Source organism: Streptomyces sp. NPDC030820 (genome assembly GCF_055572075.1).
The window spans coordinates 13,074-38,944 of sequence record NZ_JBVIEB010000018.1 but is presented as its reverse complement, the minus strand read 5'-3'; the positions used below and the strand labels follow the sequence as shown (position 1 = coordinate 38,944).

At 73.1% G+C, this 25,871-nt stretch carries 21 protein-coding genes; 12 read left to right on the top strand and 9 right to left on the bottom strand.

Translation table 11 applies throughout. The annotated features are described in order from the left end of the window. Nucleotides 1–92: 92 nt before the first annotated feature. Entirely contained in the window at nucleotides 93–2,456 is a 2,364-nt protein-coding gene (locus tag ACZ418_RS36615; RefSeq protein ID WP_468371562.1) for a glycoside hydrolase family 65 protein, read from the bottom strand. Further along, entirely contained in the window at nucleotides 2,453–3,193 is a 741-nt protein-coding gene (locus tag ACZ418_RS36610; protein WP_468371561.1) for an HAD family hydrolase, read from the bottom strand. The genes ACZ418_RS36615 and ACZ418_RS36610 overlap by 4 nt, the downstream gene beginning before the upstream one ends. A gap of 85 nt (nucleotides 3,194–3,278) precedes the next feature. On the opposite strand from ACZ418_RS36610, the gene ACZ418_RS36605 reads away from it, so the two are divergent. Then, nucleotides 3,279–3,941: a nucleoside/nucleotide kinase family protein gene (locus tag ACZ418_RS36605; protein WP_468371559.1), complete on the top strand. Its 663-nt coding sequence runs from the start codon at nucleotides 3,279–3,281 to the stop codon at nucleotides 3,939–3,941. Between the two features lie 6 nt (nucleotides 3,942–3,947). On the opposite strand, the gene ACZ418_RS36600 is transcribed toward ACZ418_RS36605, so the two are convergent. Together ACZ418_RS36600 and ACZ418_RS36595 are read right to left on the bottom strand one after the other, a co-directional pair. Further along, nucleotides 3,948–5,777: a hypothetical protein gene (locus tag ACZ418_RS36600; RefSeq protein ID WP_468371558.1), complete on the bottom strand. Its 1,830-nt coding sequence runs from the start codon at nucleotides 5,775–5,777 to the stop codon at nucleotides 3,948–3,950. A 5-nt stretch (nucleotides 5,778–5,782) separates the two neighbouring features. Beyond that, entirely contained in the window at nucleotides 5,783–5,932 is a 150-nt protein-coding gene (locus ACZ418_RS36595; protein WP_468371557.1) for a hypothetical protein, read from the bottom strand. A gap of 138 nt (nucleotides 5,933–6,070) precedes the next feature. On the opposite strand from ACZ418_RS36595, the gene ACZ418_RS36590 reads away from it, so the two are divergent. The 5 genes from ACZ418_RS36590 to ACZ418_RS36570 all read left to right on the top strand — a co-directional run bounded on the left by ACZ418_RS36590 (nucleotide 6,071) and on the right by ACZ418_RS36570 (nucleotide 14,403). Next, the gene (locus ACZ418_RS36590; RefSeq protein ID WP_468371556.1) at nucleotides 6,071–7,978 is read left to right on the top strand and encodes a phosphatase PAP2 family protein; all 1,908 of its coding nucleotides are present in this window, start codon (nucleotides 6,071–6,073) and stop codon (nucleotides 7,976–7,978) included. Between the two features lie 92 nt (nucleotides 7,979–8,070). Further along, a complete protein-coding gene (locus tag ACZ418_RS36585; RefSeq protein WP_468371554.1) occupies nucleotides 8,071–9,990 on the top strand; it encodes an ArnT family glycosyltransferase in 1,920 nt (639 codons plus the stop codon). Nucleotides 9,991–10,068: 78 nt separating this feature from the next. Continuing rightward, nucleotides 10,069–10,986, top strand: coding sequence for a MurR/RpiR family transcriptional regulator (locus ACZ418_RS36580; protein ID WP_468371552.1), 918 nt, complete (start codon nucleotides 10,069–10,071; stop codon nucleotides 10,984–10,986). A 450-nt stretch (nucleotides 10,987–11,436) separates the two neighbouring features. Beyond that, entirely contained in the window at nucleotides 11,437–11,811 is a 375-nt protein-coding gene (locus ACZ418_RS36575; protein ID WP_451003076.1) for a hypothetical protein, read from the top strand. Between the two features lie 162 nt (nucleotides 11,812–11,973). After that, entirely contained in the window at nucleotides 11,974–14,403 is a 2,430-nt protein-coding gene (locus ACZ418_RS36570) for a SpoIIE family protein phosphatase (protein ID WP_468371550.1), read from the top strand. Between the two features lie 300 nt (nucleotides 14,404–14,703). On the opposite strand, the gene ACZ418_RS36565 is transcribed toward ACZ418_RS36570, so the two are convergent. Continuing rightward, on the bottom strand, nucleotides 14,704–15,177 hold the full coding sequence (locus ACZ418_RS36565) for a flavin reductase family protein (protein ID WP_468371711.1): 474 nt from the start codon (nucleotides 15,175–15,177) through the stop codon (nucleotides 14,704–14,706). Nucleotides 15,178–15,433: 256 nt separating this feature from the next. Further along, nucleotides 15,434–16,084 carry a peptidoglycan-binding protein gene (locus tag ACZ418_RS36560; RefSeq protein WP_468371549.1) on the bottom strand — a complete coding sequence of 217 codons (651 nt, stop codon included), beginning with the start codon at nucleotides 16,082–16,084 and terminating at the stop codon, nucleotides 15,434–15,436. Between the two features lie 148 nt (nucleotides 16,085–16,232). On the opposite strand from ACZ418_RS36560, the gene ACZ418_RS36555 reads away from it, so the two are divergent. Next, complete coding sequence (locus ACZ418_RS36555; RefSeq protein WP_468371548.1) at nucleotides 16,233–18,650, top strand: polysaccharide lyase 8 family protein; 2,418 nt, start codon at nucleotides 16,233–16,235, stop codon at nucleotides 18,648–18,650. Here ACZ418_RS36555 and ACZ418_RS36550 read toward each other — a convergent pair. Then, nucleotides 18,637–19,479: an ATP-grasp domain-containing protein gene (locus ACZ418_RS36550; RefSeq protein ID WP_468371546.1), complete on the bottom strand. Its 843-nt coding sequence runs from the start codon at nucleotides 19,477–19,479 to the stop codon at nucleotides 18,637–18,639. The two genes, ACZ418_RS36555 and ACZ418_RS36550, sit on opposite strands and share 14 nt — an antisense overlap. A gap of 216 nt (nucleotides 19,480–19,695) precedes the next feature. Between ACZ418_RS36550 and ACZ418_RS36545 the strand changes: the two genes are divergently transcribed. The 3 genes from ACZ418_RS36545 to ACZ418_RS36535 all read left to right on the top strand — a co-directional run bounded on the left by ACZ418_RS36545 (nucleotide 19,696) and on the right by ACZ418_RS36535 (nucleotide 21,520). After that, a complete protein-coding gene (locus ACZ418_RS36545; protein WP_468371544.1) occupies nucleotides 19,696–19,866 on the top strand; it encodes a hypothetical protein in 171 nt (56 codons plus the stop codon). A gap of 329 nt (nucleotides 19,867–20,195) precedes the next feature. Continuing rightward, nucleotides 20,196–20,942 (top strand): TetR family transcriptional regulator, encoded by a 747-nt coding sequence (locus tag ACZ418_RS36540; protein ID WP_468371543.1) that lies wholly within the window; start codon nucleotides 20,196–20,198, stop codon nucleotides 20,940–20,942. A gap of 158 nt (nucleotides 20,943–21,100) precedes the next feature. Beyond that, nucleotides 21,101–21,520 (top strand): Zn-ribbon domain-containing OB-fold protein, encoded by a 420-nt coding sequence (locus tag ACZ418_RS36535; RefSeq protein ID WP_468371542.1) that lies wholly within the window; start codon nucleotides 21,101–21,103, stop codon nucleotides 21,518–21,520. A gap of 176 nt (nucleotides 21,521–21,696) precedes the next feature. Here the strand turns inward: ACZ418_RS36535 and ACZ418_RS36530 are convergent, their stop codons facing one another. Then, entirely contained in the window at nucleotides 21,697–22,083 is a 387-nt protein-coding gene (locus tag ACZ418_RS36530) for a PPOX class F420-dependent oxidoreductase (protein WP_388625503.1), read from the bottom strand. 43 nt (nucleotides 22,084–22,126) lie between these two features. After that, nucleotides 22,127–23,305 (bottom strand): MalY/PatB family protein, encoded by a 1,179-nt coding sequence (locus tag ACZ418_RS36525; RefSeq protein ID WP_468371541.1) that lies wholly within the window; start codon nucleotides 23,303–23,305, stop codon nucleotides 22,127–22,129. Between the two features lie 144 nt (nucleotides 23,306–23,449). Between ACZ418_RS36525 and ACZ418_RS36520 the strand changes: the two genes are divergently transcribed. Then, on the top strand, nucleotides 23,450–24,280 hold the full coding sequence (locus ACZ418_RS36520) for an SAM-dependent methyltransferase (protein ID WP_468371709.1): 831 nt from the start codon (nucleotides 23,450–23,452) through the stop codon (nucleotides 24,278–24,280). 132 nt (nucleotides 24,281–24,412) lie between these two features. Continuing rightward, nucleotides 24,413–25,807 (top strand): S1 family peptidase, encoded by a 1,395-nt coding sequence (locus ACZ418_RS36515; RefSeq protein WP_468371540.1) that lies wholly within the window; start codon nucleotides 24,413–24,415, stop codon nucleotides 25,805–25,807. Nucleotides 25,808–25,871: the final 64 nt, after the last annotated feature.

Below are 25,871 nucleotides of genomic sequence, written 5' to 3'. Positions count from 1 at the left end.
AACCGCCCGAGGTGCCGGGATGTGCCGTCGGTCGTCTGCCGCGCCGTCGTGGCTGGTCGCGCGGTTCCCCGCGGCCCTGCGGGGCGCCTGGCTCAACCCCCGTTCGGCGCCCGGTGCAGCGGCTGCTCGGGCGTCGGTCGGCGGCCGGCCGGTGGCACCGCCCGCACCGCCGGCTCATCGGTGCTCACGGTGAGCCGCTCGCCATGGTGCCGCAGGGTCAACGGCGGCCCGTCCAGCAGCGCGTACGTCGCCTTGTCCGCGCCGATGTCCACGCGCAGTCGCCGGCCGCGGAACTCGACGTTGAAGGCCAGCCGGCTCAGCCGCTCGGGCAGGCGCGGCGCGAACCGCAGGCGCTCGCCGTCGCGACGCATTCCGCCGAAGCCCGCCACCAGCGCCATCCAGGTACCGGCCAGTGAGGCGATGTGCAGCCCGTCGCGCGTGTTGTGCTCCAGGTCCTGCAGATCCATCAGGGCTGCCTCGGCGGTGTAGGCCCAGGCGAGGTCCAGATGGCCCGTCTGGGCGGCGATCACGGCCTGGCAGCACGCCGACAGGGAGGAGTCCCGCACGGTCAGCGGCTCGTAGTAGGCGAAGTTCCGGGCGACCTGCTCGGCGTCCTCCTCGGCGTGTCCGGTGTCGAAGAAGTCCCCGCAGGTGTACATGGCCAGCACGAGGTCGGCCTGCTTGACGACCTGCTTGCGGTAGAGGTCGAAATAGGGGAAGTTCAGCAGCAGCGGGTACTGCTCGGGGCGGGTGCCGGCGAAGTCCCAGCGCTGGTAGCGGGTGAACCCGGCGTGCTGCTCGTGGACGCGGAGTTCGTCGTTGTAGGGGACGTGCATGGCCTCGGCGGCGTCCCGCCAGGCCGCGCTCTCCTCCTCGTCCACGCCGAGCCGGGCCGCCTCACGCGGATGGCGTTCGGCGGCGTCGGCCGCGGCGAGCAGGTTCTGCCGGGCCATGAGGTTGGTGTAGGTGTTGTCGTCGGCGACCGCGCTGTACTCGTCGGGGCCGGTGACGCCGTCGATGTGGAAGACGCCGTGCCCGTCGTGGTGTCCCAGCGAGCGCCACAGCCGGGCCGTCTCCACCAGCAGTTCCACGCCGGCCTCGCGCTCGAACAGGGTGTCGCCGGTGGCCTCGACGTACCGGACCACCGCGTCGGCTATGCCGGCGTTCACGTGGAAGGCGGCGGTGCCGGCCGGCCAGTACGCCGAGCCCTCCGGTCCCGCGATGGTCCGCCACGGGAACGCGGCGCCGCCGAGCCCGAGTTGGGCCGCGCGTTCGCGGGCCTCGTCCAGGGTGTTGTACCGCCAGCGCAGCGCCTCGGCGACCGCCGCGGGCGCGGTGTGGACGAGCACGGGCAGCACGAACATCTCGGTGTCCCAGAAGGCGTGCCCGTCGTAGCCCGAGCCGGTCAGGCCCTTCGCCGGGATGGCGCGCTGCTCGGCACGGGCCCCGGCCTGCAGGACGTGGAACAGGGCGAAGCGTACGGCCTGTTGGACCTGCTCGTCGCCCTCCGCCTCGACGTCGGCGCGGGCCCAGAAGTCGTCGAGGCAGGCCCGCTGGTCCGCCAGCAGGCCCTGCCAGCCGTCGTGCGCGGCGGCGGCGAGCGCGGCGTCGACCTGGTCGGCCATCGCGGGCAGCGAACGGGTGCCGGACCAGCCGTGCGCGACCAGCTTCTCCACCCGCAGGATCTGCCCTGGCTCCAGCACGGAGGTGACCGTCAGCCGGGCCACGTCGGCGCCGCTCTCGCCGCGGGTGGTGGTGCGCTCGGGGCCGCTGACGACATGGTCGGCGGCCACCGCCACCCGCAGGCCGCTGCGCCTGGTGCGGTGCACCAGCCGCAGCCGGCTGCCGGAGGCGAAGTGGTCCTCCTGCTCCAGCGGTGCCTGCAGCGCCATGGCCGCCCGCGGATCGCCGTTCGACCCGGGCAGGGTCTCGTTGGCGACCAGCTCGGACTGGATCACCACCCGGCTGCGGCCGCCGACGGCCTCCACCTCGTAGGCCACCGCGGCCACCGCGCGCTGGGTCAGCGACACCAGCCGGGTGGAGCGCACCCGGACCGTGGAGCCCGCCGGGGAGGTCCACTCGCAGGTCCGCTCCAGCACCCCGCGCCGCAGGTCCAGGACCCGCTCGTGGGAGACGAGCCGGCCGTAGCGCAGGTCGAACGGCTCGTCGTCCACCAGCAGCCGAAGGATCTTGCCGTTGGTGACGTTGATGACCGTCTGGCCGGACTCCGGGTAGCCGTAGCCGGCCTCCGCATATGGCAGCGGGTGCACTTCGTGCACGCCGTTGAGGTAGCTGCCGGGCAGGCCGTGCGGTTCGCCCTCGTCGAGGTTGCCGCGCCAGCCGATATGCCCGTTGGACAGCGCGAACACCGACTCGCTCTGTGCGAGCACATCGAGATCGAGGGCCGTCTCCCGGACCGCCCACGGCTCCACGCTGTACGACCGGTCGGTGATCACTGCTTGCCTCCCAGCTCGGCCAGATCCTGCACCACGATGCTCGCGCCGTGCGCGTACAGGGCCTCGGCCTGGCCGACGCGGTCCACGCCGACGACATATCCGAAGCCGCCCGCGCGGCCCGCGTCCATGCCGGCCAGCGCGTCCTCGAAGACGGCCGCCCGGGACGGCTCGACGTCCAGGTCGTGGGCGGCGGCGAGGAAGGTGTCGGGGTGCGGCTTGCCCGGCAGATGCCGCTCGGCAGCCACGACACCGTCGATCCGTACGTCGAAGAAGTGCTCGGCGCCGACGGCGCGCAGCACGTCACGGCAGTTGGCGCTGGAGGAGACGATCGCCGTGCGCAGCCCTGCGGCACGGACCGCCTCCAGATAGCGCAGGGTGCCCTCGTAGGCCTCCACGCCACCGGTGCGGATCCGCTCCAGCAGCAGGACGTTCTTGCGGTTGCCGAGGCCGTGCACGGTGGGTGCGTCCGGCGGGTCCTCCGGGGTGCCCTCGGGCAGGTGGATGCCGCGCGAGTCGAGGAAGGCGCGGACGCCGTCGGCGCGGGGGCGCCCGTCGACGTACTCGTCGTAGTCGGCGACCGCGTCGAACGGCCGCCCCTGCTCTCCCGCGTAGTCCCGCAGGAACGCGTCGAACGTCTCCTTCCAGGCGGCGGCGTGTACGACGGCCGTCTTGGTGACGACCCCGTCGAGGTCGAACAGACAGGCCTGGATGGTGTCGGGCAGACCGAGCTGAGTCATACCCAGCACTGTTCCCCATGGGACGCGGTCCAGTGAGTGGCACACGCCACACACTGCGCGAACTCCTGGTGAGACACTCTGCAGTGTGCCGCTGACCTTCGACGACCTCCTCGACCGTGCCCGTGGCCTCGTCCGGGTCGACCGGCGTGCCGTGCTGGGCATCGCCGGCAGCCCCGGGGCGGGCAAGACCACCCTCGCCGAGCGCCTGGTGCGCGCCCTGAACGCCGACGGGCCGCCCTGGGCCGCGCACGTGCCCATGGACGGCTTCCACCTCGCCGACGCCGAACTGGACCGGCTCGGCCGCCGGGACCGCAAGGGCGCGCCGGACACCTTCGACGCGGCCGGGTACGCGGCGCTGCTGCGGCGGCTGCGCGAGGAGACCGACGAGGTGGTGTACGCGCCCGGGTTCGAGCGGGTGCTGGAGCAGCCGATCGCCGGCGCGATCCCGGTCCCGCCCGCCGCCCGGCTGGTGGTGACCGAGGGCAACTACCTTCTGGTGACGGAGGGTTCGTGGGCGCGGGTGCGGCCGTGTCTGGACGAGGTGTGGTTCTGCGAGACGGACGAGGACCAGCGGATCCGCCGGCTGATCGCCCGGCACGAGGAGTTCGGCAAGGACCACGGGAGGGCCGTGGCCTGGGTGCTGGGCACTGATCAGCGCAACGCCGACCTGGTGGCGACGACGCGGGGGCGGGCGGACCTGGTGGTGCCGGCGGGCACGCTGCCGGCGCCGGTTCTCCCCGAGCGCTGACGAGGCTCAGCGGTGGAGGGTGAGGGACGGCTCCCCACGGCTGTCGCCCGCCACCGCGCCGACCACCGCCCTGAACGCCTCCGTGCGGACGATGAACCGTCCGGACCCTCCTCGAACGCGGGTGCGAAGGGGCCGCCCGGGCCCGTACCGCACGGCGAACACATGCAGTCCCTCCGGCGCGCCCGGCGCCGGTTCGGCCTCCAGGGCGCTGGAGGAGACCAGGTGGCGCCAGCCCTCGTCGGGGTCGCCATAGCCGCGCGGGTCGGCGGCGAGCGCGAACGCGGCCTGTTCCTGGGTGAGTTCGGCGCGGGCGTCGAAGTGGTCGGGCCCCGGGTCGGTGGGGTGCGTGAGGCGCAGGCCCCCCGCCGAGGTGACCTCGCCCTCGGCGGTACGGCGCACCCGGTCGCCGTCGTCGGCGGCGTACGGCAGCCCGGACAGCAGGTACGGCGCCCCGTCGAGCCGCTCCACGGCGACCGTCACCCACAGGCTCGTACCGTCGGTGACGTACAGTGAGCGGACATGGCGCAGGACGTGGTCGTTGCCGACGACGGGCTTGGTCACCAGTTTCGCCGTGAGCCCGTCGGCGCGGACGTCCGCGACCCGGACCTCGCCCATGGGGCGGCACAGCAGGAAGCCGTCCGTGACCGGCCCGAACCCGTGCCGGCGGCGCACGGCCGCGGGCAGGTAGTAGGTGCCGCCCGCCTCGATGAGCGAGGGGGTCATCCGGCCGTCGAAGGCCACGGACACCGTGCCGGAGCGCAGTTGGTGCCGGTGGGGGGTTTCCGATGGCGCGCGGTGCCACGGAGTGGTGTCGTGGATCTGCCAGACCAGCATGAACGCGAAGTGCCCGTCGATCCGGCCGTCCCGCTGGACGGCGTGCCGGCCCCAGCGGGTGTCACCCCGGTAGCGGCCGAGGTCGGAGCCGATGCGTGCGCCGAAGTAGCGCAGTCCCAGGACGGATTCGAAGCCGGAGTGCTGTTCGCTGTAGCGGGGGCCGCCCTTGTCGTAGCCGCCGGACGTCAGCCGGGCGTCGATGTAGCGGGCGAGGGTGTCGCCGTCCTCGGCGAACATCTGCTCTGCGCTGACCCGGTGCGCCTGGGCCAGGAAGGACAGGGAGATCGGGCCGTAGTTGTTGTCGTAGGGTCCGCCGTGCTCGGGGGGCAGGAGGGCACCGCGGTCGCGTACGCGGTGGGCGCGGATCTCGTCGGCGTACAGGCTCAGTGCTCGCGCCCGGACCGACTCGCCCTGACCGTCCGGGAGATGACGGGCGAGCATCAGGCCGCCGACCACGCAGCCGATGGCCTGGTTCCCCGCCATCTGCGGGTTGAAGAAGGTGGCCTCGGTGAGCCACCGCCAGTAGCCGCGCGCCACCTCCCGCAGTGCCGTGCGCTGTTCGTCGTCCAGGAGGCCGTCGGCGGCGTCGAGGATGTTGACCGCCTGGAGCAGCGCCCAGACCGTGCTGGGCCAGTCGCCGATCGGGTGGGCGCCCGCCTCGAGCACGTAACGGGCATACGGCAGGCCAGAGTTGGTGACCCTGAGATTCGGGTATCCGGGGTTGTCCGTATGGTAGACGCGCTCACGCAGATGGAAGGTGAGGCTGCGGCGGACGGCCTCCGGCAGCCGGGCGTCCTTGCCGCGCTGCCAGGCGAGGGCGAGCAGTGAGGTGATGCCGAGGGAGGTGTCACCGATGTCGTCGTGGGCGTGGGGGTGTTCGAGGCTGCCCTCGGGGGTCATCCGGGCGAGGGCCTGCTCGGTGACGTCGGCGAGGACGGCGTCGTACGCGTCCCCGGTATCCGGCAGGTCGTGCAGCGGGCCGCGCTGGTAGGGCAGATGCACGCTGTTCAGCCCTTCGTTCCGGTGGTGGCCAGGCCTTGCACCAGTCTCTTCCGGAAGACGAGGAAGCAGATGAGCGTCGGGGCGAGCGCGAGTGTCGACATGGCGAACATCGCACCGCAGAAGGCGCGTTCACCCGCCGACCACGCGGAGATCACCGGGGCCTCCCCCGTGAGACACACCGCAGCCCTAGATATTCAGCAGTTCAACTTCTTCTCCCTTCTTCTCCACGGGATCGCACAAGTCGGCACATCCCGCCGGCCACCCCCCGTGGCCGACTCCTGAGAGGCACAGGCATGCCGTCACCTGCCGGGCACCCCTCCTCCGTGCCGAACCGGCGCGGGTTCCTCAAGACCTCGCTGGCCGCCTCGGCGGGCATGCTCGCCGCCCCGGCCGTCGCCGCCTGGCTGCCGGCGGCCGACGCGAAGGCCGCCACCGCACCGGCCGCGTTCGTGGACGACTACAAGACCAACGTCATCGCCAACCTCACGCCCGAGACCAACGCGGTGGTCCGGATCCTCGGCGGCTTCGCCCAGGTGTGGAAGACCGGCTCCGCCTGGAACACCGGCGCCCCGCTGCGCCCCGAGGTGCTGCGCGCCGACCTGGACTACTGCGTCCGCGTCACGCAGACGCGCACCGACGCACAGGCGAAGGAGGCGTTCGTCTACGACCGCCAGCACCAGAGCTATGCGCTGATCGCCGGCCTCGGCCCGCTCGCCGGCCTCTACCAGGCGGGCGCGAAGGCGGTCACGTCGATCACGAGCGCGCCCGACGGCACACCCGCGACCACCGTCAGCGACTCCGTGCCCGCCGATGCCCCGGCCGGCTCGGCGCTCGGCGCCGGCGCCCACGACTCGGCCCTCGGCAAGGTCGCCGAACTGGTGGACACCGTGCGCGGCCCCTACGCCTCCGGCAACCCCGCCAAGTACGCCTATCAGTACCCGCGTCCGTGGCGCCTGACCGAGGACAGCGAGGTCGTCGACACGGGGCGGACGGACGCGTTCGGCTGCCCCGTGTACGACTCGCCGGTGGTCGTGGCCCCGCAGCTGCTGCGCCAGCGCGGCACCTCCCCGGCCGACGACGGCGGCTTCCCGAGCGGCCACACCAACGCCTTCCACCTGGCCGCGCTGGCCTACGCCTACGCCGTACCCGAGCGCTTCCAGGAGCTGGTGACCCGCGCGTTCGAGCTGAGCCACACCCGGATCGTGGCGGGCATGCACCACCCCGTCGACGTCATCGGCGGCCGGATCATGGCCACCGCACTCGCCGCGGCCACCCTGGCCGACCCGGCCAACGCAGGTCTGAAGGCCGCCGCCCGCGCCCAGGCTCTCGCCTTCTTCACCGCGCAGACCGGCACCACCGCCGACACGCTGTACGCCTACGCCCACACCGGCACCGACCCGTACGCCGACCGGGACGCGGGCGCCCGCGCGGTCCGGCCCCGGCTGACGTACGTCCTCACCCGGCAGGGCCGCGATCTGCCGCTGGCCGTGCCGAAGGGCGCGGAGGTGCTGCTGGAGACCCGGCTGCCGTATCTGACGGCCGATCAGCGCCGCGAGGTGCTGCGCACCACCGGTCTGCCCTCCGGGTACGTCCTCCTCGACGGCTTCGAGCAGTGGGGGCGGCTGAACCTGTTCGCCGCGGCGGACGGTTACGGCGCCTTCGACGCGGACGTGTCGGTCACACTGGACGCGGCGGCGGGCGGTTTCTCGGCGGCCGACGCCTGGCGCAACGACATCGACGGGCGCGGCGGCCTGACCAAGCGCGGCACCGGCTCACTGACGCTGACCGGCCGCAACCGCTACACGGGCGGGACGGTGCTGGCCGAGGGCACGCTGGTCGCGGGTTCCGAGGACGCCCTCGGCCACGGGGACGTGCGGGTCGCGGGCGGCACCCTGCAGGTGGCCGAACGGCTGCGGGTGCGGGGCGCCTACGCCCAGGACGCGGGCACGCTGGAGGTCACCCTGCGGGCCGGCCGCAAGGCACCGGTGACGGTCGGGCACCTCGCCGTGCTCGGCGGCTCGGCGGTGCTGTCGCTGCGGCTGGACAACGGGCGGCCGCCCGCCGAGGGCAGCACCCTGCCGGTCGTCGACGTGCCCCGGCTGCGCGGCCGGTTCACTCGGACAGAGGTGAACTCCGACCGGCTGCGGGCCGTACCCGTGTACACGGCAGAAGGTCTGTCGGTACGACTCGTGAAGCGGTGACGCCTCCGGCGGCGGGAACGGTGCGACAGTAGGGCCATGATCCGGCCCACGACCGTTTCCGCCGCGCCTCGGCCGGTGCCACCGCGGGGCGGATGATGGCGCGCGAACAGCACTTGCTCCTCACCCGTGCGGCTGCCGCCGAGGGCCCGCGACGGGCGGCTCCCGCCCGCCTTCACGCCCGGCTGCGCCGCCATCGGCGGTGGCTGGTGCCGCTGGTGGCCGCGCTGTTGCTCGCCCAGATGGCCGCGGCGATGGTCACCACGGCCGTCCAGCAGACCCCGACCATCGACGAGCCGGTGTACGTCGCGACCGCCACCGACTATCTGCACGAGCACCGGATCCGCTACAACCCCGAGCACCCGCCGCTCGGCAAACTGCTGATCGCACCGGGTGTGGCGGTGGCGAACCCGCACTACCACCCGTCGTACACCGGCACCCAGGGGGATGTGGGCCGGCATCTGCTGTACGAGTCGGGCAACGACCCCTGGCGAGTGATGCTGTGGGCACGGCTTCCGGTGATCCTGCTGACGCTGCTGTTCGGCCTGGTCGCCTTCGCGTTCGCCCGCGACCTGACGGGCACGGCGGGCGGCCTGGTGGCGCTCGCGCTGTACGCCTTCTCGCCCGATCTGATCGCCCACGGCTCGCTGGCCACGCTGGACGTGCCGATGGCCGGGTTCGTGCTGACGTCGGCCTGGCTGGTGTGGCGGGCTCGGCGCCGGCCCCGGCTGTACCTGCCGCTCGCCGGGGTGGCTCTCGGCGCGGCCGTGGCGACCAAGATGAGCGCACTTCCGGCGGTCCCGGTGCTGATGGCGCTGGCCGCGGCGTCGGTCCTGGTGGCGCGCCGGGGAGCGGCGCCGCCGCCGGGGGGCCGGCCCGAGGCGGGCACGGGCCGGGTACGGGCCAAGCGCCCAACGGGCGGCCCGCACACGGACATCGACCGGGAACGGGCCACGCACCCGGCCGACGCGCGGCCGGACGCGGACGTCGGTCCGGAACGGGACACCCATCCGACCGATGGGCGGTACATGAGTACAGGCCGGTTCCAGCGGGTCCTGTCCGCGTTCACGGGCCCGGCAGAGCGACGCCGGGAAGCGCTGTCGGCGCTGGGCGGTGCGGTCGTCGTGACGGTGGTGGCGGTCGCTGTCGTGTGGGCCGCGTATCTGGCCGTAGATCCCGGTCTGCGGTTCTCCCCCGCCGAACCGGTCCCGGCACTGCACGGGCTGCGCGGCCGGCTGGTGGACCTGCTGCCGGTGCCCGATGCCTACCGGGCGGGGATGCGGGTGCAGTTCGGGCTGGAGGACCAACCGTGGCAGGGCTTTCTGTTCGGGCACCTGTACACCGGCTCGCTCTGGTACTACCTGCCGGCCGCCCTGCTGGTGAAGACGCCGCTCGGGCTGCTGGCGCTCGGCGCGGCGGGCGCGGCGGCGGTCGTGGCCGTGCGGCGGCTGCGGCCCGCGGCGCCGTATGTGCTGCTGCCGCCCGGGGTGCTGCTCGCGGCGGCCATGACGGGGTCGCGGGACTTCGGCACTCGGTACGCGCTGTTCGTGCCGATGTCCCTCGCGGTGGCGGCGGCCTGTGTGCCCCGGCCCGGCCGGCGGTGGACGGCCGCCGCGACGGCCGCGCTGGTGCTGTGCACGGCCGTGAGCTCGCTGCGGACGTTCCCGTACTACCTGCCGTACTCCAACGAGGCCTTCGGCGGCCCCGCCCACACCCACCGGCTGCTGCACGACTCGAACGTGGACTGGGGACAGGACCTGGGCCGGCTCGCCGACCGGCTCCGGCAGCGGTACCCGGGCGAGCGGGTGTGGCTGGTGTACAAGGGCAGCGGCGTGCCGTCGTACTACGGCATCCACGCGGCCGATCCGCGCACCGTGCCGCCGGAGCAGGTGCACGGGCTGCTGGCGGTCTCGGACTCCGCGCTCGCCAAAGCGCGCGGACGGCTCGCCGAGCTGGTCGTAAGCAGCCGGCCGGCCGGTGAGGTGGGCCATTCGATCAGCCTCTTCCGGCGCTGAAACCTCCTGCTCACCCCCCTGTTCCTGACGGTGGGTGAGCTATGTTGAGTGCTTGTGGCAGACAAAGGAGGCGGACCGGTGCCCTCGCCGCAGCAGGCACGCGCACAGGCATCAGCGATCACGTCCGGCAAGACCGTGCCTGCGGCCGAGGCCGCCCCGACCTCGCAGCTCAGGGAACTCTTCGACGGCCCCCGTCTGTCGCCGGGGCAGCGGCGCATCGCGCAGTACCTGATCGAGCACATCACCGAGGCCGCGTTCCTGTCCATCACCGAGCTGGCCGACCGGGTCGGGGTCAGCCAGCCCTCGGTGACCCGTTTCGCCGGCGCCGTCGGCTTCAGCGGCTACCCCGCGCTGCGCGAGAGGCTGCAGTCGATCGCTCTGAGCACGCTGGCCGGCGGACCGGGCGAGGAGAACCGGGCCAACGAGCTGCAGGCGGCCGTCGACGCCGAGATCGAGAACCTGGAGAACCTGCGGCGCGACTTCGCCGACCCCGACCAGATCATCCGCGTCGGCCGCGAGCTGTCCCGCTCCACCCCGCTGACGGTGCTGGGCCTGCGCATCTCGGAGTCGCTCGCCGAGTACTTCGGCTACGCCGCCCGGCGCATCCATCCCGACGTGCGGCTGGTCACCCGGGGCGGCAGCGTGGCCTACGACGCACTGCTGCAGTGCCGTGAGGCGGGCGGCACCTGGGTGCTGGCCTTCGCGATGCCGAGGCACTCCCAGGAGACGCTGCAGGCCGTCCGGGTGGCCCGCGGCGCGGGTCTGAAGGTCGCCCTGGTGACCGACCTGGCGCTCGGGCCGGTGGCCGACGAGGCCGACGTCACCTTCGCCACCGGCACCGGCTCCCGGCTGGTGTTCGACTCCTACGCCGCGCCGGGTGTGATGGCGGCCGCGTTGCTGCAGGCCATGACCGACGCCGATCCGGAGCGCACCCAGGCCCGGCTGGAGAAGTACGAGCAGCTCTCCGACCAGCACCAGTTCTTCATGAAGGACTGAATCCGGCGTATTTATGCGCCGCGGGGCCGGATGCGGTGAAGATCCTGCGGTCTCCCCTGCCATGGACGGGGATCATCCACGACAAATCACGCATGAATGTTTTCATACGTCTTGCAAACCGGACGGCATATATAAATACTGCTCACGGATCGCGCCCGGCCCGCTCCGGGCACGTTCCGCACCCGCGGACTCACCGCTCGCACACCGCCCCGAGAAAGCCGACGGACCGCCCATGCGTATGCCAGTCACCGCGCAGCGCCGGTTTCCCGACGCCCGGGGCCCCGCACGGACACCCCCAGCCGCCGTCCCCTACCCACGTCGGCGCCCGGGGTGTACCGGGGCGCGCCGTCTGCGCGACGCGCCCGTGGCGGCCCCGGCCATCCCCTAGGCCGGGGCCGCCCCGCACCCGTCGGACCACCCTCACGACGCCGCACACCGGAAGCGAAGACCATGCCCCTGACCAGCACCCGTATCAGCCCCGACTGGCCCTGCCAGGTCAAGACGCCGGGCTCGTACGACTGGGAGCGCTCGGCGGCCAAGTGGCTGCGTGAGCTGATCCCCGCGCGTTACGCCAGCTACCCGGCCCTCATCCGCCACCCCGTCCTACTGGCCCGGCACGCCCAGCTGCAGGTCCAGCAGGAGATCCGGGTGGCCCGGACGGCACTGCAGACCGCGCGGGCCGAGCTGCCGATGCTCGGCCTGCCCGAGTCGGTCATCGAGCACACGATCAAGCTGTACGCCGCCGAGGTCCTGCAGCTGCAGCACATCGCCCGCAGCGTCCGCGCGGTCAGCGAGGCCCTGGCCGGACGCGGCACCGGCCGCTGATCCGCAGGCCTCCACCGGCTCCGTCGGTCGACGGCGCACCACCCGCCCTCGTCGTGCGGGGTTCGCGCGGACGACTCGCGCGTGCCTCCGGGCGATCGTACGAAGCTTGTGTGAAGCTCATACGAAACCCGACCCGCCAGAAGAGTGATCGAGCGGGCCCCGATGTGCCATGCTCGTCGCGTGACGAGCGAGCCCGTTCACCCGGCGAATCCCGCCGGTGGCGACCCGGCCGCACTGGCCAGACTGGTGGCCCGGCAGCGCGCGGAGATGGAACGGCTGCGGGACCTGGCCGCCACCTCGGCGGTCCAGGAGCGGGCCAAAGGCGTACTCATGGCCGTCACCGGATGTTCCCCGGAAGCCGCGCACGAGGAGCTGCTGCGGCGCGCCGCGGACGGCAACCGCACGCTCCTCGAACAGTGCTGGCTCACGCTCGGCGCCCTGCCGCCGCCGAAGGCGCAGCCGGACGGCACGTCGCCCGAAGAACCGCCGGCCGCCGGCCCCTGGAAGGTCGCGCCCACCGGCACGGTGGACCTCGCGAAGACACTCGGGCACATCGGCCGGGACCTGGTCCGGGTCGGCACGCCGCACGAGCTGGCCTGGTGCCTGCTGGACCACCTCGCGCCCGAGACGGACGCCGATGTCGTGATGCTGTACGCGCGGCGGCCCGAGGGCGGGCTCGAACTGATCGGGCACGCCGGCGTCGACACGACCTTCGCCGCGCAGTGGCGGTACCTACCCCCCGTGACCGGAATGGCCCCGCTCGACGCCCTGCGCTCCGGCGAGCCGCAGTGGCTGGAGGACCTCTCCGGGGACCACGACCGGTACCTGATGATCGGGGAGGCGCCGGCGCGCTGGCCCAGCCGGGCCTGGCTGCCCATGCCGGCCGGGGACAGCGCGTGTGTCGCCCTCGGCGTGTGGCGCAGCCGCGGCGGGCCGTTCGAACCGCGCGAGCGGCGGCTGCTGCGGGCAGTGGCCAGGCTGTGCGCGGGCCGGCTGCGCGCCTTCGACTCCCCGCAGGAACACACCGGCGACGCCGTCGCCCTGACCGTGCAGGCGGTGTTCGAGGCGCTGCCGGGCGCGGCGATCCTGCTGACTCCGCTGCGCGCCGCCTCCGGCGAGGTGGCGGACTACCGCATCGAGGCCGCCACCTCCGAGGCGGTCGACGTGCTCGGCCGGTCCGCCCGGGAGCTGGCCGGCAGACAGGTCCTGGAGAGTTGTCCGGCCCTCGCGTACGAGCCGCTGTGGCAGGGCTGTCTGCAGGCGCTGGAGGCGGGGGTGCCGTTCGAGAGCGAGCCGTTCGTCCACCAGGAGGTGGTCGGCGAGCTGCCCGTGACCGCCATCTACTCGGTGCGGGCCGCCCCGCTGGGCGAGGGACTGCTGGTCACCTGGCTGCGGCATGATCCGGCCGAGCGGCAGGAGCAGCGCCTGGCCGATGTGCAGCGGCTCGGCAACCTCGGCTGGGCCAACTGGAACCTGGTCACCCGGGAGGTCTCCTGGTCCGAGCAGACGTACACCGTGCTCGGCCGCTCGCAGGCCGAGCCGCCGCTCGCTCTGGAACGGCTCCCGGACATCGCCCTGCCGGACGACGCGGGCCCGCTCACCCACGCGATCGCCGAACTCGTCCGCCACGCCCGGCGGTTCGACGTGCCGTTCCGCATCGACACGCCCGAGGGGGTCCGGCATCTGCGGCTGGTCGCGGAGGCCGTCACGGCGTCGGACGGCACCACCGTCGAGGTGCACGGCTTCGTCCAGGACCTCACCCGGCAGCGGTGCGCGGAACTGGCGCTCGTGGAGAGCGAGCGGGCGATGCTGCTGCAGCGCGGGATCCTGCAGGCGGAGCGGGCCCTGGCCGCCCGGCTGCAGCACGCCCTGCTGCCGCTGCCGAGCAAGCCGGTGCGGCTGGCCGGGCTGCGCATCGAGGTCGCGTATCTGCCCGCCCAGTCCGGCATCCATGTGGGCGGCGACTGGTTCAGCGCCATCGAACTGCCCGACGAGAACACGCTGTTCGTGGTCGGTGACGTCGCGGGCCACGGCGTCGACGCCGTGGCCACGATGGCTCAGCTCAGGTTCAGCGCGAAGGGCATGGTCACCACCGGCTCCTCGCTGACCGGGGTGCTGACGCGGCTCAACTACCTGCTGCTGCACTCCCGCGACAGCCAGACCACCGCCACCATGGTGCTCGCCCGCTACGACCCCCGTCGGCGCCTGCTCGCCTGGGCGCAGGCCGGGCATCTGCCGCCGCTGCTCGCGCGCCGGGGCGAGGTGCGCTATCTCGACCGGCCCGGCGGCATGCTGCTCGGCGCGAGCGCGGCCCCGGTCTTCGAGGCGGCGGAACTCGGTCTGGAGCCCGGGGACCGGCTGCTGCTGTACACCGACGGCCTGGTCGAGCGCCCCGGCGAGAGCCTCGAAGCGGGCCTTGGCCGGCTGGCCGAGGCGGTGCGCGACCAGGGCTGCGGCGCGTCCGGATCCCTGGACGCGTTGCTCGCCACGATGCTCGCCGAGGAGGGGCGCGACGATGTGTGCGTGCTGGACATCAGGGTGCCCCTGGAGGACGTGACGGACGTGGCGGACAAACGGGACACGGACGACTAGGTCCTGTCGTCGAACTCCCGCCGTCCGCCCGGAGGGCGGGTGGCCCGGTGACGCCGCCGGGGGCGGGGCCGGGATCAGTCGTCGTTGCGGTGTCGCCAGTACCAGAGCACCCCGACGACGAGGGCCAGCAGGAAGACGGCGGGCACGAGCAGGCCGGGGATGCGGGAGCCGGTCATCGGGCTGACTTTCGGTCGTGGTGCGGCGGTACGCGCGGCCGTCGGCCGCGGGCTGCCCATGATGACGCCGGGCCACCGCCGGGGCAATGTCTCCCCCGGGGTGTCTCGCGGTGTTCGAATCCGTTCAGTCCACAGGGTGACCGGCCTTGATGCCGGCCGCGTCGGACAGGCGCAGCAGCGGCCCGCCGCGTCCCGCGCCCCACTGCACCGGGTCCAGGACGAAGCCGACGTGGTCGCCGCCGTCGGTGCGGTGGAGGATGGTGCCGACGAACCAGGCCGCCGAGTTCCGCAGCACCACCGCGCCGCCGTAGCCCTCCGTCCACTCCAGGCGCGCGAACTTGTCGATCTTGTCGCCGGTCTCGCCGCCGAGGAGTTCCGCGAGGTCCCGCTGGTCGCGGGTGAGCAGATGGACGCCGAGGTGCTGGGCGGCCCGGGCGACGCGGTAGGTGTGGTTGGCCTTGGACAGCCAGACGGTGAACCGGGGCGGCCGGATGGAGCACTGCGAGGCGAAGCCGACCAGACACCCGGCCCGCTCACCATCGGCCACGGCCGTGACCACGCACATGTCCGGGTCCAGCCGTGCGAAGAAGCCGGCCATGGAGCCTTCCGCGGACCCTTCCGCAGAGCCGTCCGTGGCGCCGTTCCTGCCGGCCTTCGGGCCGCCGCCCGCCACGCTCGGCGCACCGACCACGTCTGCCGGTCCCGCCCCGCCGTCCACGTCCCCCGTGCTCCGCGTCCCGTTCACGTCCGTCATGGCACCGCGCTCCCGTCCGCCGCTACGGCCCGGCCTCGGCGTGCGCAGAAAGGCCCGGACGCGGTCCGCGCCGCTCTCCCGGGGTTTCCCTGCGCCCCTCTCATGAATCGTCGCCCAGGCTGGTCCGCGACTCCAGCGCACGGCGCGTGTCGTCGCCGTAGACGCCGGTCTCGTCGCCGCTGATGCCGTACCAGAGCTGGAACCGGGCCACGGCCGCGGTCAGGTCGGCGTCGTAGGTGCCGCTCGTGGAGCCGTCGCGGTAGACGTCCGGGATGCGGAGCAGCCGTTTCTGCAGTTCGGTGACCTCGGGGCCGGTGTCGCCCGGGCGGAGGGTGCCGGGGCCGTCGGGGTCGGTGGCCGCGGTGGCGGCGGTGGGCGCCGGGGATGCGGTGCGGGTCGGTGCCGGTGCCGTGGCGGGCGGTGCGGTCGCCGCCGGCCGGTGCGGGGGCGCGGTCGCCGCGGCCTGCTGGCGGCCGGTGAGGAGCAGGGCGCACCCGAAACCGAGGAGAGCTGCGGCTGCCACGGCCCCGGCGACGGCGGTCCGGCGTAGAGCGGGCATGGTGCGGGGCCGCGCCGGTACGGGCGGGAGCTCCTGTGTCTCCGTCTCGTCCGGCTGCGCCGTTCGCGCCGGAAGGCTCTCCATCTCGCGCATCAGCTCCGCGAGGCCGTCGAGGCGGCGGGGCCGCAGGACCCGGACGGGTTCCAGGACCGGGCGGGAATGCGGCAGTTCGGGATCGGGCGGTGTCGGCACCTGGCTCTCCTTCCGTCGTCCCCGTGCTGAGATACGACGACGGGGGTGCCGCCGTTCAGGTGCGGCCGACCTCCCTCGAACGCTCGAAACGCTCAACTCGGCCGGAAGCGTTGAGCGTTTGAGAAAACGCATGCTAGAAAGCGCCGCCATGACGACTCCTTGGTCACGCCGTGGTTTTCTGGCCGCCTGTTCGGCAACCGCTGTCGCCCTGGGTAGCGGGCCCCGGGCGTTCGCGGCGCCGGACGAGTTCGCCACGCTCCGGGCGAGATGGCGCACCCTGATCCTCGGCGAGGGCTTCGACCCCACCGCCGAACCGTTCAAGAGCCGGCTCGCCGACCTGGGCACGACGGCGGGCCGGTACCGGGCCACGATGGCCCCCGCCGCCGGCTCCCTGTGGCCCGACCTGGTCTACGCCGACCCGGATCCGGACACCGACCAGGAGTCGTACGGCTACTCGGGCAGCATGAACACCAGTTACACCCGGCTGAGCACACTCGCGCAGGCCTACTGCCAGCCCGGCGCCGGCCAGACCGGCGACGCGGATCTGCGGGACGCGATCCTCACCGGCCTGGACCACCTCCACGACGACGTCTACAACGCGCACCAGACCCGCTACGGCAACTGGTACAGCTGGCAGATCGGCGCCCCGCAGGCGCTGCTGGACGTGTGCGTGCTGATGTACGACGCCCTGCCGGCCGACCGGCTCGCCGGACACCTCGCCGCCGTGGACCACTTCGTGCCCGACTCGGCGGTGGCGAGCTACAGCGGGACCAGCACCGGCGCCAACCGGGTGGATCTGTGCCGGGTGCTGGCGCTGCGCGGTGTCGTCGGGGCGAGCGCGGCCAAGGTGGCACTCGCCCGCGACGCCCTCTCCCCCGTGTTCCCGTACGTCACCTCCGGCGACGGCCTGTACGCCGACGGCTCGTTCATCCAGCACACGACGGTGCCGTACACCGGCTCGTACGGCTCGGTCCTGCTGGGCGGTCTCGGGCTGCTGTTCGCGCTGCTGGCGGGGTCGAACTGGGAGGTGACGGATCCGAACCGGCAGATCGTGTTCGACGCGGTGGAGCACGCCTGGGCGCCCTTCCTCCACAACGGACTGGTGATGGACGGCGTCGCGGGCCGGGCGATCAGCCGTGGGCTCTCGGCGGCGGATCCCAAGCAGATCCAGCAGGACGACCATCTGCGCGGGCATCCGATCCTGGCCTCCATCGTGCTGCTGGGCCAGGGGGCGAGCACGGCCGAGAACGCCCGCTGGCGCGCTCTGGTGAAGGGCTGGATGCAGCGCGACCACTACAGCCCGCCGCTCGCCGACCCGGTCCTGAGCCTGCCGCATCTGGCCCGGCTCAAGGGGGTCCAGGACGACGGGTCGGTGAGGGCGGTCGCCGAGCCGGCCGGGCACCGGCTCTTCCCGTCCATGGCGCGGGCCACACACCGCGGACCGGGCTGGGCGGCCGCGCTGAGCATGGCGAACAAGAGGATCACGTACTACGAGACCGGCAACGGCGAGAACCTGCGCGGCTGGCACACCGGGTCCGGGATGCTCTACTGGTGGGGCGACACCTTCGCAGGCGGCCAGTACAGCGACGCCTTCTGGCCCACCGTCGACCCCTACCGGCTGCCCGGTACGACCGTCTCGCGCAAGGCGCTGGCGGACGGGGCAGGCGGGGACTGGGGCGCCTCGATGCCGGACGTGAACTGGGTGGGCGGCGCGACGGACGGACAACGGGCGGCCGTCGGGCAGTACCTCAAGGGACTGCAGTCGACGCTCGTGGCGAAGAAGTCGTGGTTCTTCCTGGACGACACGGTCGTCTGTCTCGGCGCGGGCATCACCTGTACCGACGGCACGGCCGTGGAGACGACCGTGGAGAACCGCAACCTGGGCCCGACCGGTGGCGCCCCCTTCACCGCCGACGGCACGGTCCAGCCGGCCTCCTACCCCTGGTCCGCGACGCTCGCCGGGGCGCAGTGGGCGCACATCGGCGGGCACGGCGGTTATGTCTTCCCCGGCCGGGCGACGGTGCACGCCCTGCGCGACGCCCGGGACGGCAGCTGGAGCACGATCAACAAGGGCGGCTCGACCCGCGTCCTGAACCGCAGGTACCTGACGATGTACGTCGATCACGGCACCGACCCGGCGAACGCGTCGTACGCCTACCAGTTGCTGCCGGGTGCCACCGCGGCCCGTACGCAGGCCCGGGCAGCGGACACGAACTGGCTGACGGTGCTCGCCAACACCGACAGCCGGCAGGGCGTGTCGGTGCCCTCGCTCGGCTTCACCGCCGTGAACTTCTGGTTCGGCGGAACGGTCGGAACGCTCACCGCGAGCGATCCGTGCTGCGTGATGATCAGTGAGAGCGAGGACGGCACCGCCGTGATCGCGGTGAGCGATCCGATGCGTATGCGCACGAGCCTCACCCTGACCTGGCGGCGGGCGGTCGCCGCGGTGACGTCCGCGCCGCGCACGCTCGCCTCGGCGGCCACCGGCTCCACGCTGACGCTGGCCTTCGGCGACCTCACGGGCACGGCCGGGGCCACCCAGCGGGTCACCGTCAGGCTGGGCTGAGCGCCCCCTGCACAAAGCGGCCCAGGGACGCTGTGAACGCGGTGACGAAGGCGTCCCTGGCCTCCTCCGGCAAGGCCTGAAGGGACAGGTAGGGGTTCAGGTCCTCCAGTTCGACCAGCAGGAGGTCGCCGTCGCGGGTACGGCAGGCGTCGACGCGCTGGATGCCGTGGCGGAGGTCGTTCCAGTCGATGAACCGCCGGGCGAACTCCAGGTCGGCGGCGGTGGCCGCATACGGCTTCAGCTCCCAGCGGCGCTCCGGGTCGGGGGCGTACAGGGCGTACTGGTAGTCGTCGTCGACGAAGTAGAACGACACCTCGTGGACGAAGTCGACACAGGGCTGGATCAGGACCTGGCCGGTGGCGAGCGCGGCGACCTGGCCTGCGGGCACGATCCGCAGGCCGAGGGAGTCTGCGCCCAGCATGGGCTTGACGACGTACCGCTCGGCGGCCGGCAGCAGGTGCAGCTCCTCGGCGCGGCCGACCGTCGGTATGACGGGGAAGTCCGCCGCGCTCAGGTCGAGCAGGTACCGCTTGCCGGCCATGTCCGCCTTGCCGGTGAGCGGGTTGTACACACGGGCGCCGGCGGCGAGGGCATGCGCGCGGAAGGCGTCGTACGCGCGCTGGTAGCCGAGGACGGGCCCGCTGTTGCGGACGACCACGGCGTCGAAGCCGTCCATCAGCGCCTCGGCGTCCAGCGGATGGCACAGGGCGAGGTCGAAGCGGGCGCGCAGCCGGGAGCTGAGGAAGATGTCCTCGTCGCAGTAGCGGCGCCCGCGGGCCTCGTACGCCAGGTCGGTGACGTAGAGCAGGCGGGGGCGGGCGGCGGGCATACGGGGTCTCCTCGGGCGGGTGCGGCCGTGTCGGCGGCGGGCACGGAAAGGTGCCGTGTCGGCGGTGGATGCAGAAAGGTTACGTCGGGGTACGGACGCTCCCCTTCCCGGCCCTGACCTCCCTACAACCCGCACTCCGCCCGCGCGGCTCGGACCCCGGCCCGAGGACCGGGGGCCTCACAGCCTGGCGACCACAACTCCCTGACTCCCACGCCCGTGGGGCCCCGGCGCACGGTGCGCCTGGGGCCCGCCTCGATCGGCGTGTACGACGGCACGGCGAGCGCCCGGCAGCCGGCCGCCTCGGCCGCGGTGACCTCGGCGGGCGAGTCCTCCGCGGCGACACACACGGCAGGACCGGCGGCCAGGGTGCGGGCGGCGGCCAGGTAGGGGTCGGGGGCGGACTTGGTGCGGGCCGTCCCGCCCTGCGGCGGCGTCCACCACGGTACGGGAGGACGCCGGGACGAGGGCCGTCGGTATCTCCGACTCCCTGAGCAGATCGAGGAGTTCGCGTGCTCCGGGCAGAGGGTTCGCTTCCTGCCGCACGGCCGCGGGGCGGCGGGGCCGACGCCGGGGCCGGCGGCCGGCCAGGCGGGGCGCTCGGCGGTCGATCGTTCCCGGTGTCCGGCGGCCTGCGCCCACAGCACTCAGTTCCCCCACAGGCCCACTCACACTGCACTGAGTGTCATCGAGCCCATCCGGGTGCTACGTTCCCCTCCATGAGCTCCAGCAGCGCGGCGCCGACCGCGAAGCCGCCGATGCGCGACGCCCTCGTCGCGGCGGCCTTCCAGCTCTTCCTGGAACGCGGGTACGAGCAGACCACCGTGGACGACATCGTGGCCCTGGCGGGGGTCGGCCGGCGTTCGTTCTTCCGCTACTTCCCCTCCAAGGAGGACGTGGTCTTCCCCGACCACGAGCGCTGCCTGGCCGACATGACCGCCTTCCTCGCCGCGAGCGAGGAGGAGCACGAGCCGGTGCGCCGGGTGTGTGACGCGGCCCGGCTGGTGCTGGGGATGTACGCGGAGAACCCGGCGTTCTCCGTGCAGCGCTACCGCCTCACCAAGCAGGTGCCGGGCCTGCGGGCCTATGAGCTGTCGGTGGTGTGGCGTTACGAGCGCGCGCTCGCCGAGTATCTGCGCGGGCGGTTCGCGGGCCGGCCCGACGGAACGCTGCGGGCGGATGTCATCGCTGCCGCCGTGGTCGCCGCGCACAACAACGCCCTGCGCTCGTGGCTGCGTTCGGACGGCCTGGGCGACGCGGAGGCGGCCGTGGACCACGCGCTGGGATATGTGCAGCGGGCGTTCGGCCACACTGCCGAGCCCGTCGCGGCGCCTGCCCGGATCGGTCGGCCGCCGGCCGGCGGGGCGGAGGGCGGCCCCGAAGACGTGGTGGTGCTGGTGTCCCGCCGGGACGCCCCGCTGTGGCGGGTGGTGCAGGAGCTGGAGACGGCACTCGGTCGCACCTGACCCACCCCGGCCACATATTGGGGGTACGCAGTGCCTTTACGAGTGACACTGAGTGCCATACCCTGTCGGCGTGCACGGTGGCACGGCTGCCGCGCACGCGTGTGCCCGGTGCGCGCCGGACACGCGGGATTCCGGCCGAGCGCAGGGAGTTGACCAGCGTGTACCACTACTCAGCAAACGCCTCGCATCCGGCGGCCGGTTCCGCGGCGGGTGTTCTCGACCCCGTCTCCGCGGACTCCAGGGACGCCATCGTCTTCCAGCGCTGCACCTGGTGCGGCACCGCGATGTACCACCGGCTGCTGTGTCCGGTGTGCCAGGGCAGCGAACTGCGCACGGAGCGCAGCGAGGGCGTCGGCACGGTCCGGCACTCCACCGTGGTGCACCGCAACACGCCCGCGGCACGCAATGTCTCGCTGATAGAGATGGCCGAGGGATTCGTCGTACGGGGCCGGGTCATGGGCCCGCCGGTCGGCATCCACAGCGGCGACCGGGTCCGGCTGTCCACCGCCAAGGATCCGGTGCGGGGCGAGCCGGTCTTCCAGCTGCTGGACGAGCCGTACCGGGGCGCCTGGACCTGACGGCGCCGGGCCGCCGTCACCGGCGCCCCGGCTCCGGGAGCAACTCCCTTGCGGCGACCGGCTGTCCCGGTCACGAAGGCCCGGTTGGCGCCGAGGCCGACGCCGAGGGCGAGCGCGCCGTCGCGTTCCGGGGCGCAGGCCCGGTTCCGGGCGGCCCTCACTCCGCGAGGGTCCCTTCACTCCGCGAGGGTCACCCGGATCCCGACCGTTCCGTCCAGTCCGCGCCGCAGCCGGCTGCCCAGCAGGGTGAGGCGGCCGACGATGCCGTACTTGCGGGCGATGAGGTCCCGGTAGCGGGCGGTGGTGGCGGCGTCGGTGATCTCCGCGGCGGCGGGCACCTGGTCGCCGGTGGGGTTGCCGCGCAGGTCGCAGGGGCCGACGAGGACGTCGGCGCGGCGGCGGATCCGCTTGACCTTGAAGCTGTCGGCGGTCGTCCAGACGCCGAGCGTGTCACCGTCCCGGACCACCCACACCGGGGTGGCGACGGGTGTGCCGTCCCTGCGATGGCTGGTCACCAGCAGGTACTTGCCGGAGCCGAGCCGGTCCAGCCGCGTGTCGTCCATGCACGGCAGTCTAGGAAGCCGCCCGCTCGTGCGCCCCGCTCGGTCATGCCAGGGCCGCGGCCATGCGCCGTACCCCCTCGGTGAGGATGTCCGGCGAGGTCGCCAGATTCAGCCGTACGTGCCCCGCGCCGCCGGTGCCGAAGGGCAGGCCCGAGCTGACGGCGACCCGTCCGCGGTCGAGGAAGACCTGCGCGGGGTCGTCGCCGAGGCCGAGGGCGCGGCAGTCGAGCCAGGCGAGACAGGTGGCCTCGGCGGGGTGCAGTCGGATCGCGGGCAGGTGCTCGGCGAGCAGGCCGGCGAGCAGTCGCCGGTTCGCCTGCAGTCCGGTGAGCAGGGCGTCGAGCCAGCCGGTGGCCTCGCGCAGGGCGGCGGTGTGGGCGATGACGCCGAGGTGGCTGGGGCCGTGGCTGACCTCCTCGGGCAGCCGGTCGAGGTCGGTGGCGGCCTTGGGCCCGGCGAGGGCGACGGCGGCTTTGAGGCCGGCCAGGTTCCAGCCCTTGGAGGCCGACATCAGGGACAGGCCGTGTTCGGCGCCGGGGACGCTGAGGTACGGCACGAACGTGACGCCGGGGAAGACGAGCGGGGCGTGGATCTCGTCGGCTACGACCCGGACGCCGTACCGCTCGGCGAGGGCGGCGACGGCGGCCAGTTCACCGGCGGTGTGCACGGTGCCCGTGGGGTTGTGCGGGCTGCACAGCAGGAAGGCGGCGCGGCCGGTCCCGGCGATCGCCTCCCGGAAGGCCTCCTCCAGGGTGGCCATGTCGATGCGCAGGTCAGTGCCGAGCGGGGCTTCGACCACCCGGCGGTCCATGTTGGTGACGAACTGGAAGAACGGCGGATACACCGGCGGGTTGACGATCACCGGATCGCCGGGCCCGGTGACCAGTTTGAGCATCTCGACCACGCCGAGCATCACGTCCGGAACGATCGCGGTGCGCTCGACGGCGATCCCGTCCCAGTTCCAGCGTTCGGCGGCGAACGCGGCCAGCGCCTCGGCGTAGGCGGTGCCGGCGGGGTATCCGGTGTCGCCGAGGGCGAGGGCGTCGGTCGTGGCACGGACGACGGGTCCGGCGAGGGATACGTCCATCTCGGCCACCCACAGCGGCAGCACGTCCTCCGGGTAGGTGCGCCACTTCATGCTCGTACGGCGGCGCAGCTGCTCCAGGCCGAGGGTGTGCAGCGGGTCGGGTTCGCCGGAAGCGGTGTGCGGGATGCTGGTCATGGGGCTCACGATAGGAGCCCGTGCGGGGCGCGGGAACGACCGGAACGCCGGGATGCGAGCGGAGATCAACTCGGGCGTCTGGATTGCGTCTTGAACGGTGTGTCCCTCGTCCGGCAACTCATCCGCACCCAGGAGCTGACCCACGTGACCGACAACCCGGCAGCCACCGACGACGTGGCCGTGTCGCTGCGTGCCCGTATCAACACCAGCCAGCCGCACACCGCCCGGATCTGGAACTACTGGCTCGGCGGCAAGGACAACTACGAGGTCGACCGAGCGGCGGGCGACCAGATACGCCAACTGCATCCCGGCATCGGGGAGTACGCGCGTGCCGACCGGCTGTTCCTGGGCCGGGCGGTGCGTCATCTGGTCGGCGAGGTGGGCATCCGGCAGTTCCTGGACATCGGGACGGGGCTGCCCACCGCCGACAACACGCACGAGGTCGCCCAGCGGATCGCGCCTCAGGCGCGGATCGTGTACGTCGACAACGACCCGCTGGTCCTCGCGCACGCGCGTGCCCTGCTGACGAGCACACCCGAGGGCCGCACCGACTATCTGGACGAGGATCTGCGCAATGTCGACGCGATCATCGAACACGCGGCGAAGACACTGGACTTCAGCGAGCCGGTGGCGCTGATGCTGCTCGGCGTCGTCATCTTCATCGGCGACGACGAGGACCCGTACGGCCTGGTGCGGCGGTTGACGGACCGGTTGCCGGCGGGCAGCCACCTGGTGCTGTCGCACACCGTCACCCACCCGGCGATGCCGGACGTGGACGAGGCGGTGAAGTTCTGGAACGAGCACGGCACCCCGAAGCTGACCCAGCGCACCCCCGAGGACGTTGCCCGGTTCTTCGACGGCCTTCAGCTGCTGGAGCCCGGTGTCGTGTCCTGCTCACGCTGGCGCCCGGAGGACGACCACGGGGCCGAGCCGGAGGAGGTCGCGATGTTCGGCGGGGTGGCCCGCAAGGGCTGAGCCCTGCCCCCGGAGTTCAGCGCTGAACGCCCGGGCCCTCGGCCACGTATGGAGGTGCGGGCCCTCGACGACCCGAGGCCCCGCGCCGCCGGCACGGGCGGCGCGCGTTCGGTTCGGCTTCGGGAGCCCTGCATGCGGCACGCACGACGACGGATCGTCAGGCGGGTGACCCGCCTGGCGGCGGTCGGCGGACTCCTCCTGGGCGGCACGATGGTCGCCCAGGCGGCCATGGCGAGCGAGACACCCCCGGCCACGGCCAGACCGCTCGCCTCCCCGTCCGGCGCGTCCGGTGCCGGGGGCACCGGGGCCGCGCTGGTGGCGCGGCTCGGCACGGCACGGACGGCGGGCAGCTGGATCGGCGCCGACGGGCGGCCGGTCGTGGCGGTGACCGACGAGGTGGCGGCGCGGGAGGTGCGGCGCGCGGGCGCCGAGGCGAAGGTCGTGTCGCACAGCATGGACGAGCTCAAGTCGGCTACGGCCGCACTGCGTTCGGCGCCACGGGTGGCGGGCACCGCGTGGACGGTGGACTACCGGACCAACCGGGTCCTGGTCAGCGCGGACAGCACGGTGTCCGCGAGCGACTGGTCCAGGATGAGGCAAGTGGCCGCGAAGGCGGGGAGCTTCGTGCGGATGGAGCGCACGAAGGGCACGTTCACCACGCGGCTGAACGGCGCCCAGCCGATCCTGTCGACCGGGGGCCGCTGCTCGGCGGGATTCAACGTGACGAACGGGCAGAGCGACTTCATTCTCACGGCCGGCCACTGCGGTCCTGCGGGATCCACCTGGTTCGCCGACAACCAGGGGAACCAGCAGCTCGGCCGGACGGTGGCCAGCACCTTCCCCGGCAATGACTTCTCGCTGGTGCAGTACGCCTCCGGCAGGGCCGGTGACGGCGCCGACATCGTCGCGATCGGCGGCGGCAACGGGGTGCGGATCACGGGGCTCGCGGATGCGGCGGTGGGACAGCGGGTGTTCCGCAGCGGCAGCACCAGCGGACTGCACGACGGGACGGTCACCGCGCTCGACGCGACCGTCAACTACCCCGAGGGGACGGTCACCGGGCTCATCCAGACCAATGTGTGTGCCGAACCCGGCGACAGCGGCGGGCCGCTGTTCTCGGACGGGATCGCGCTCGGTGTGACCTCGGGCGGCAGCGGTGACTGCACGACGGGCGGCACCACGTTCTTCCAGCCGGTGACACGGGCGCTGGCGGCGCTGAACGTGAAGCTGATCGTGTCGGCGCAGAACGCCGGTGGTGCCGCCGGGAAGGCGTCCCCCTCCCCCGCGCCGTCCGCCTCGGCCGCACAGGGCGCGGTGGCGCCGAACGCGGCCTCACCGGGTTCCTCGGCGCCGGTGACGGGCGCGCAGGGCGAGACGCTGCTGGCTCGGCTGACGGACACCCGGAACATCGGTCCCGGGCTGCTGGTCATCGCGGGCAGTCTGATCGCGCTGGTCGCGACCCGCTACATCCGGGCCGAACAGGACCGCAAGGCCTATCAGCGGTACTACTCGGCGACCTGGGGCTGACACAGGCGACGGCCTGGCACAGGCGACATGTGGAAGGGCACCCGTGCGCTCACGGGTGCCCTGA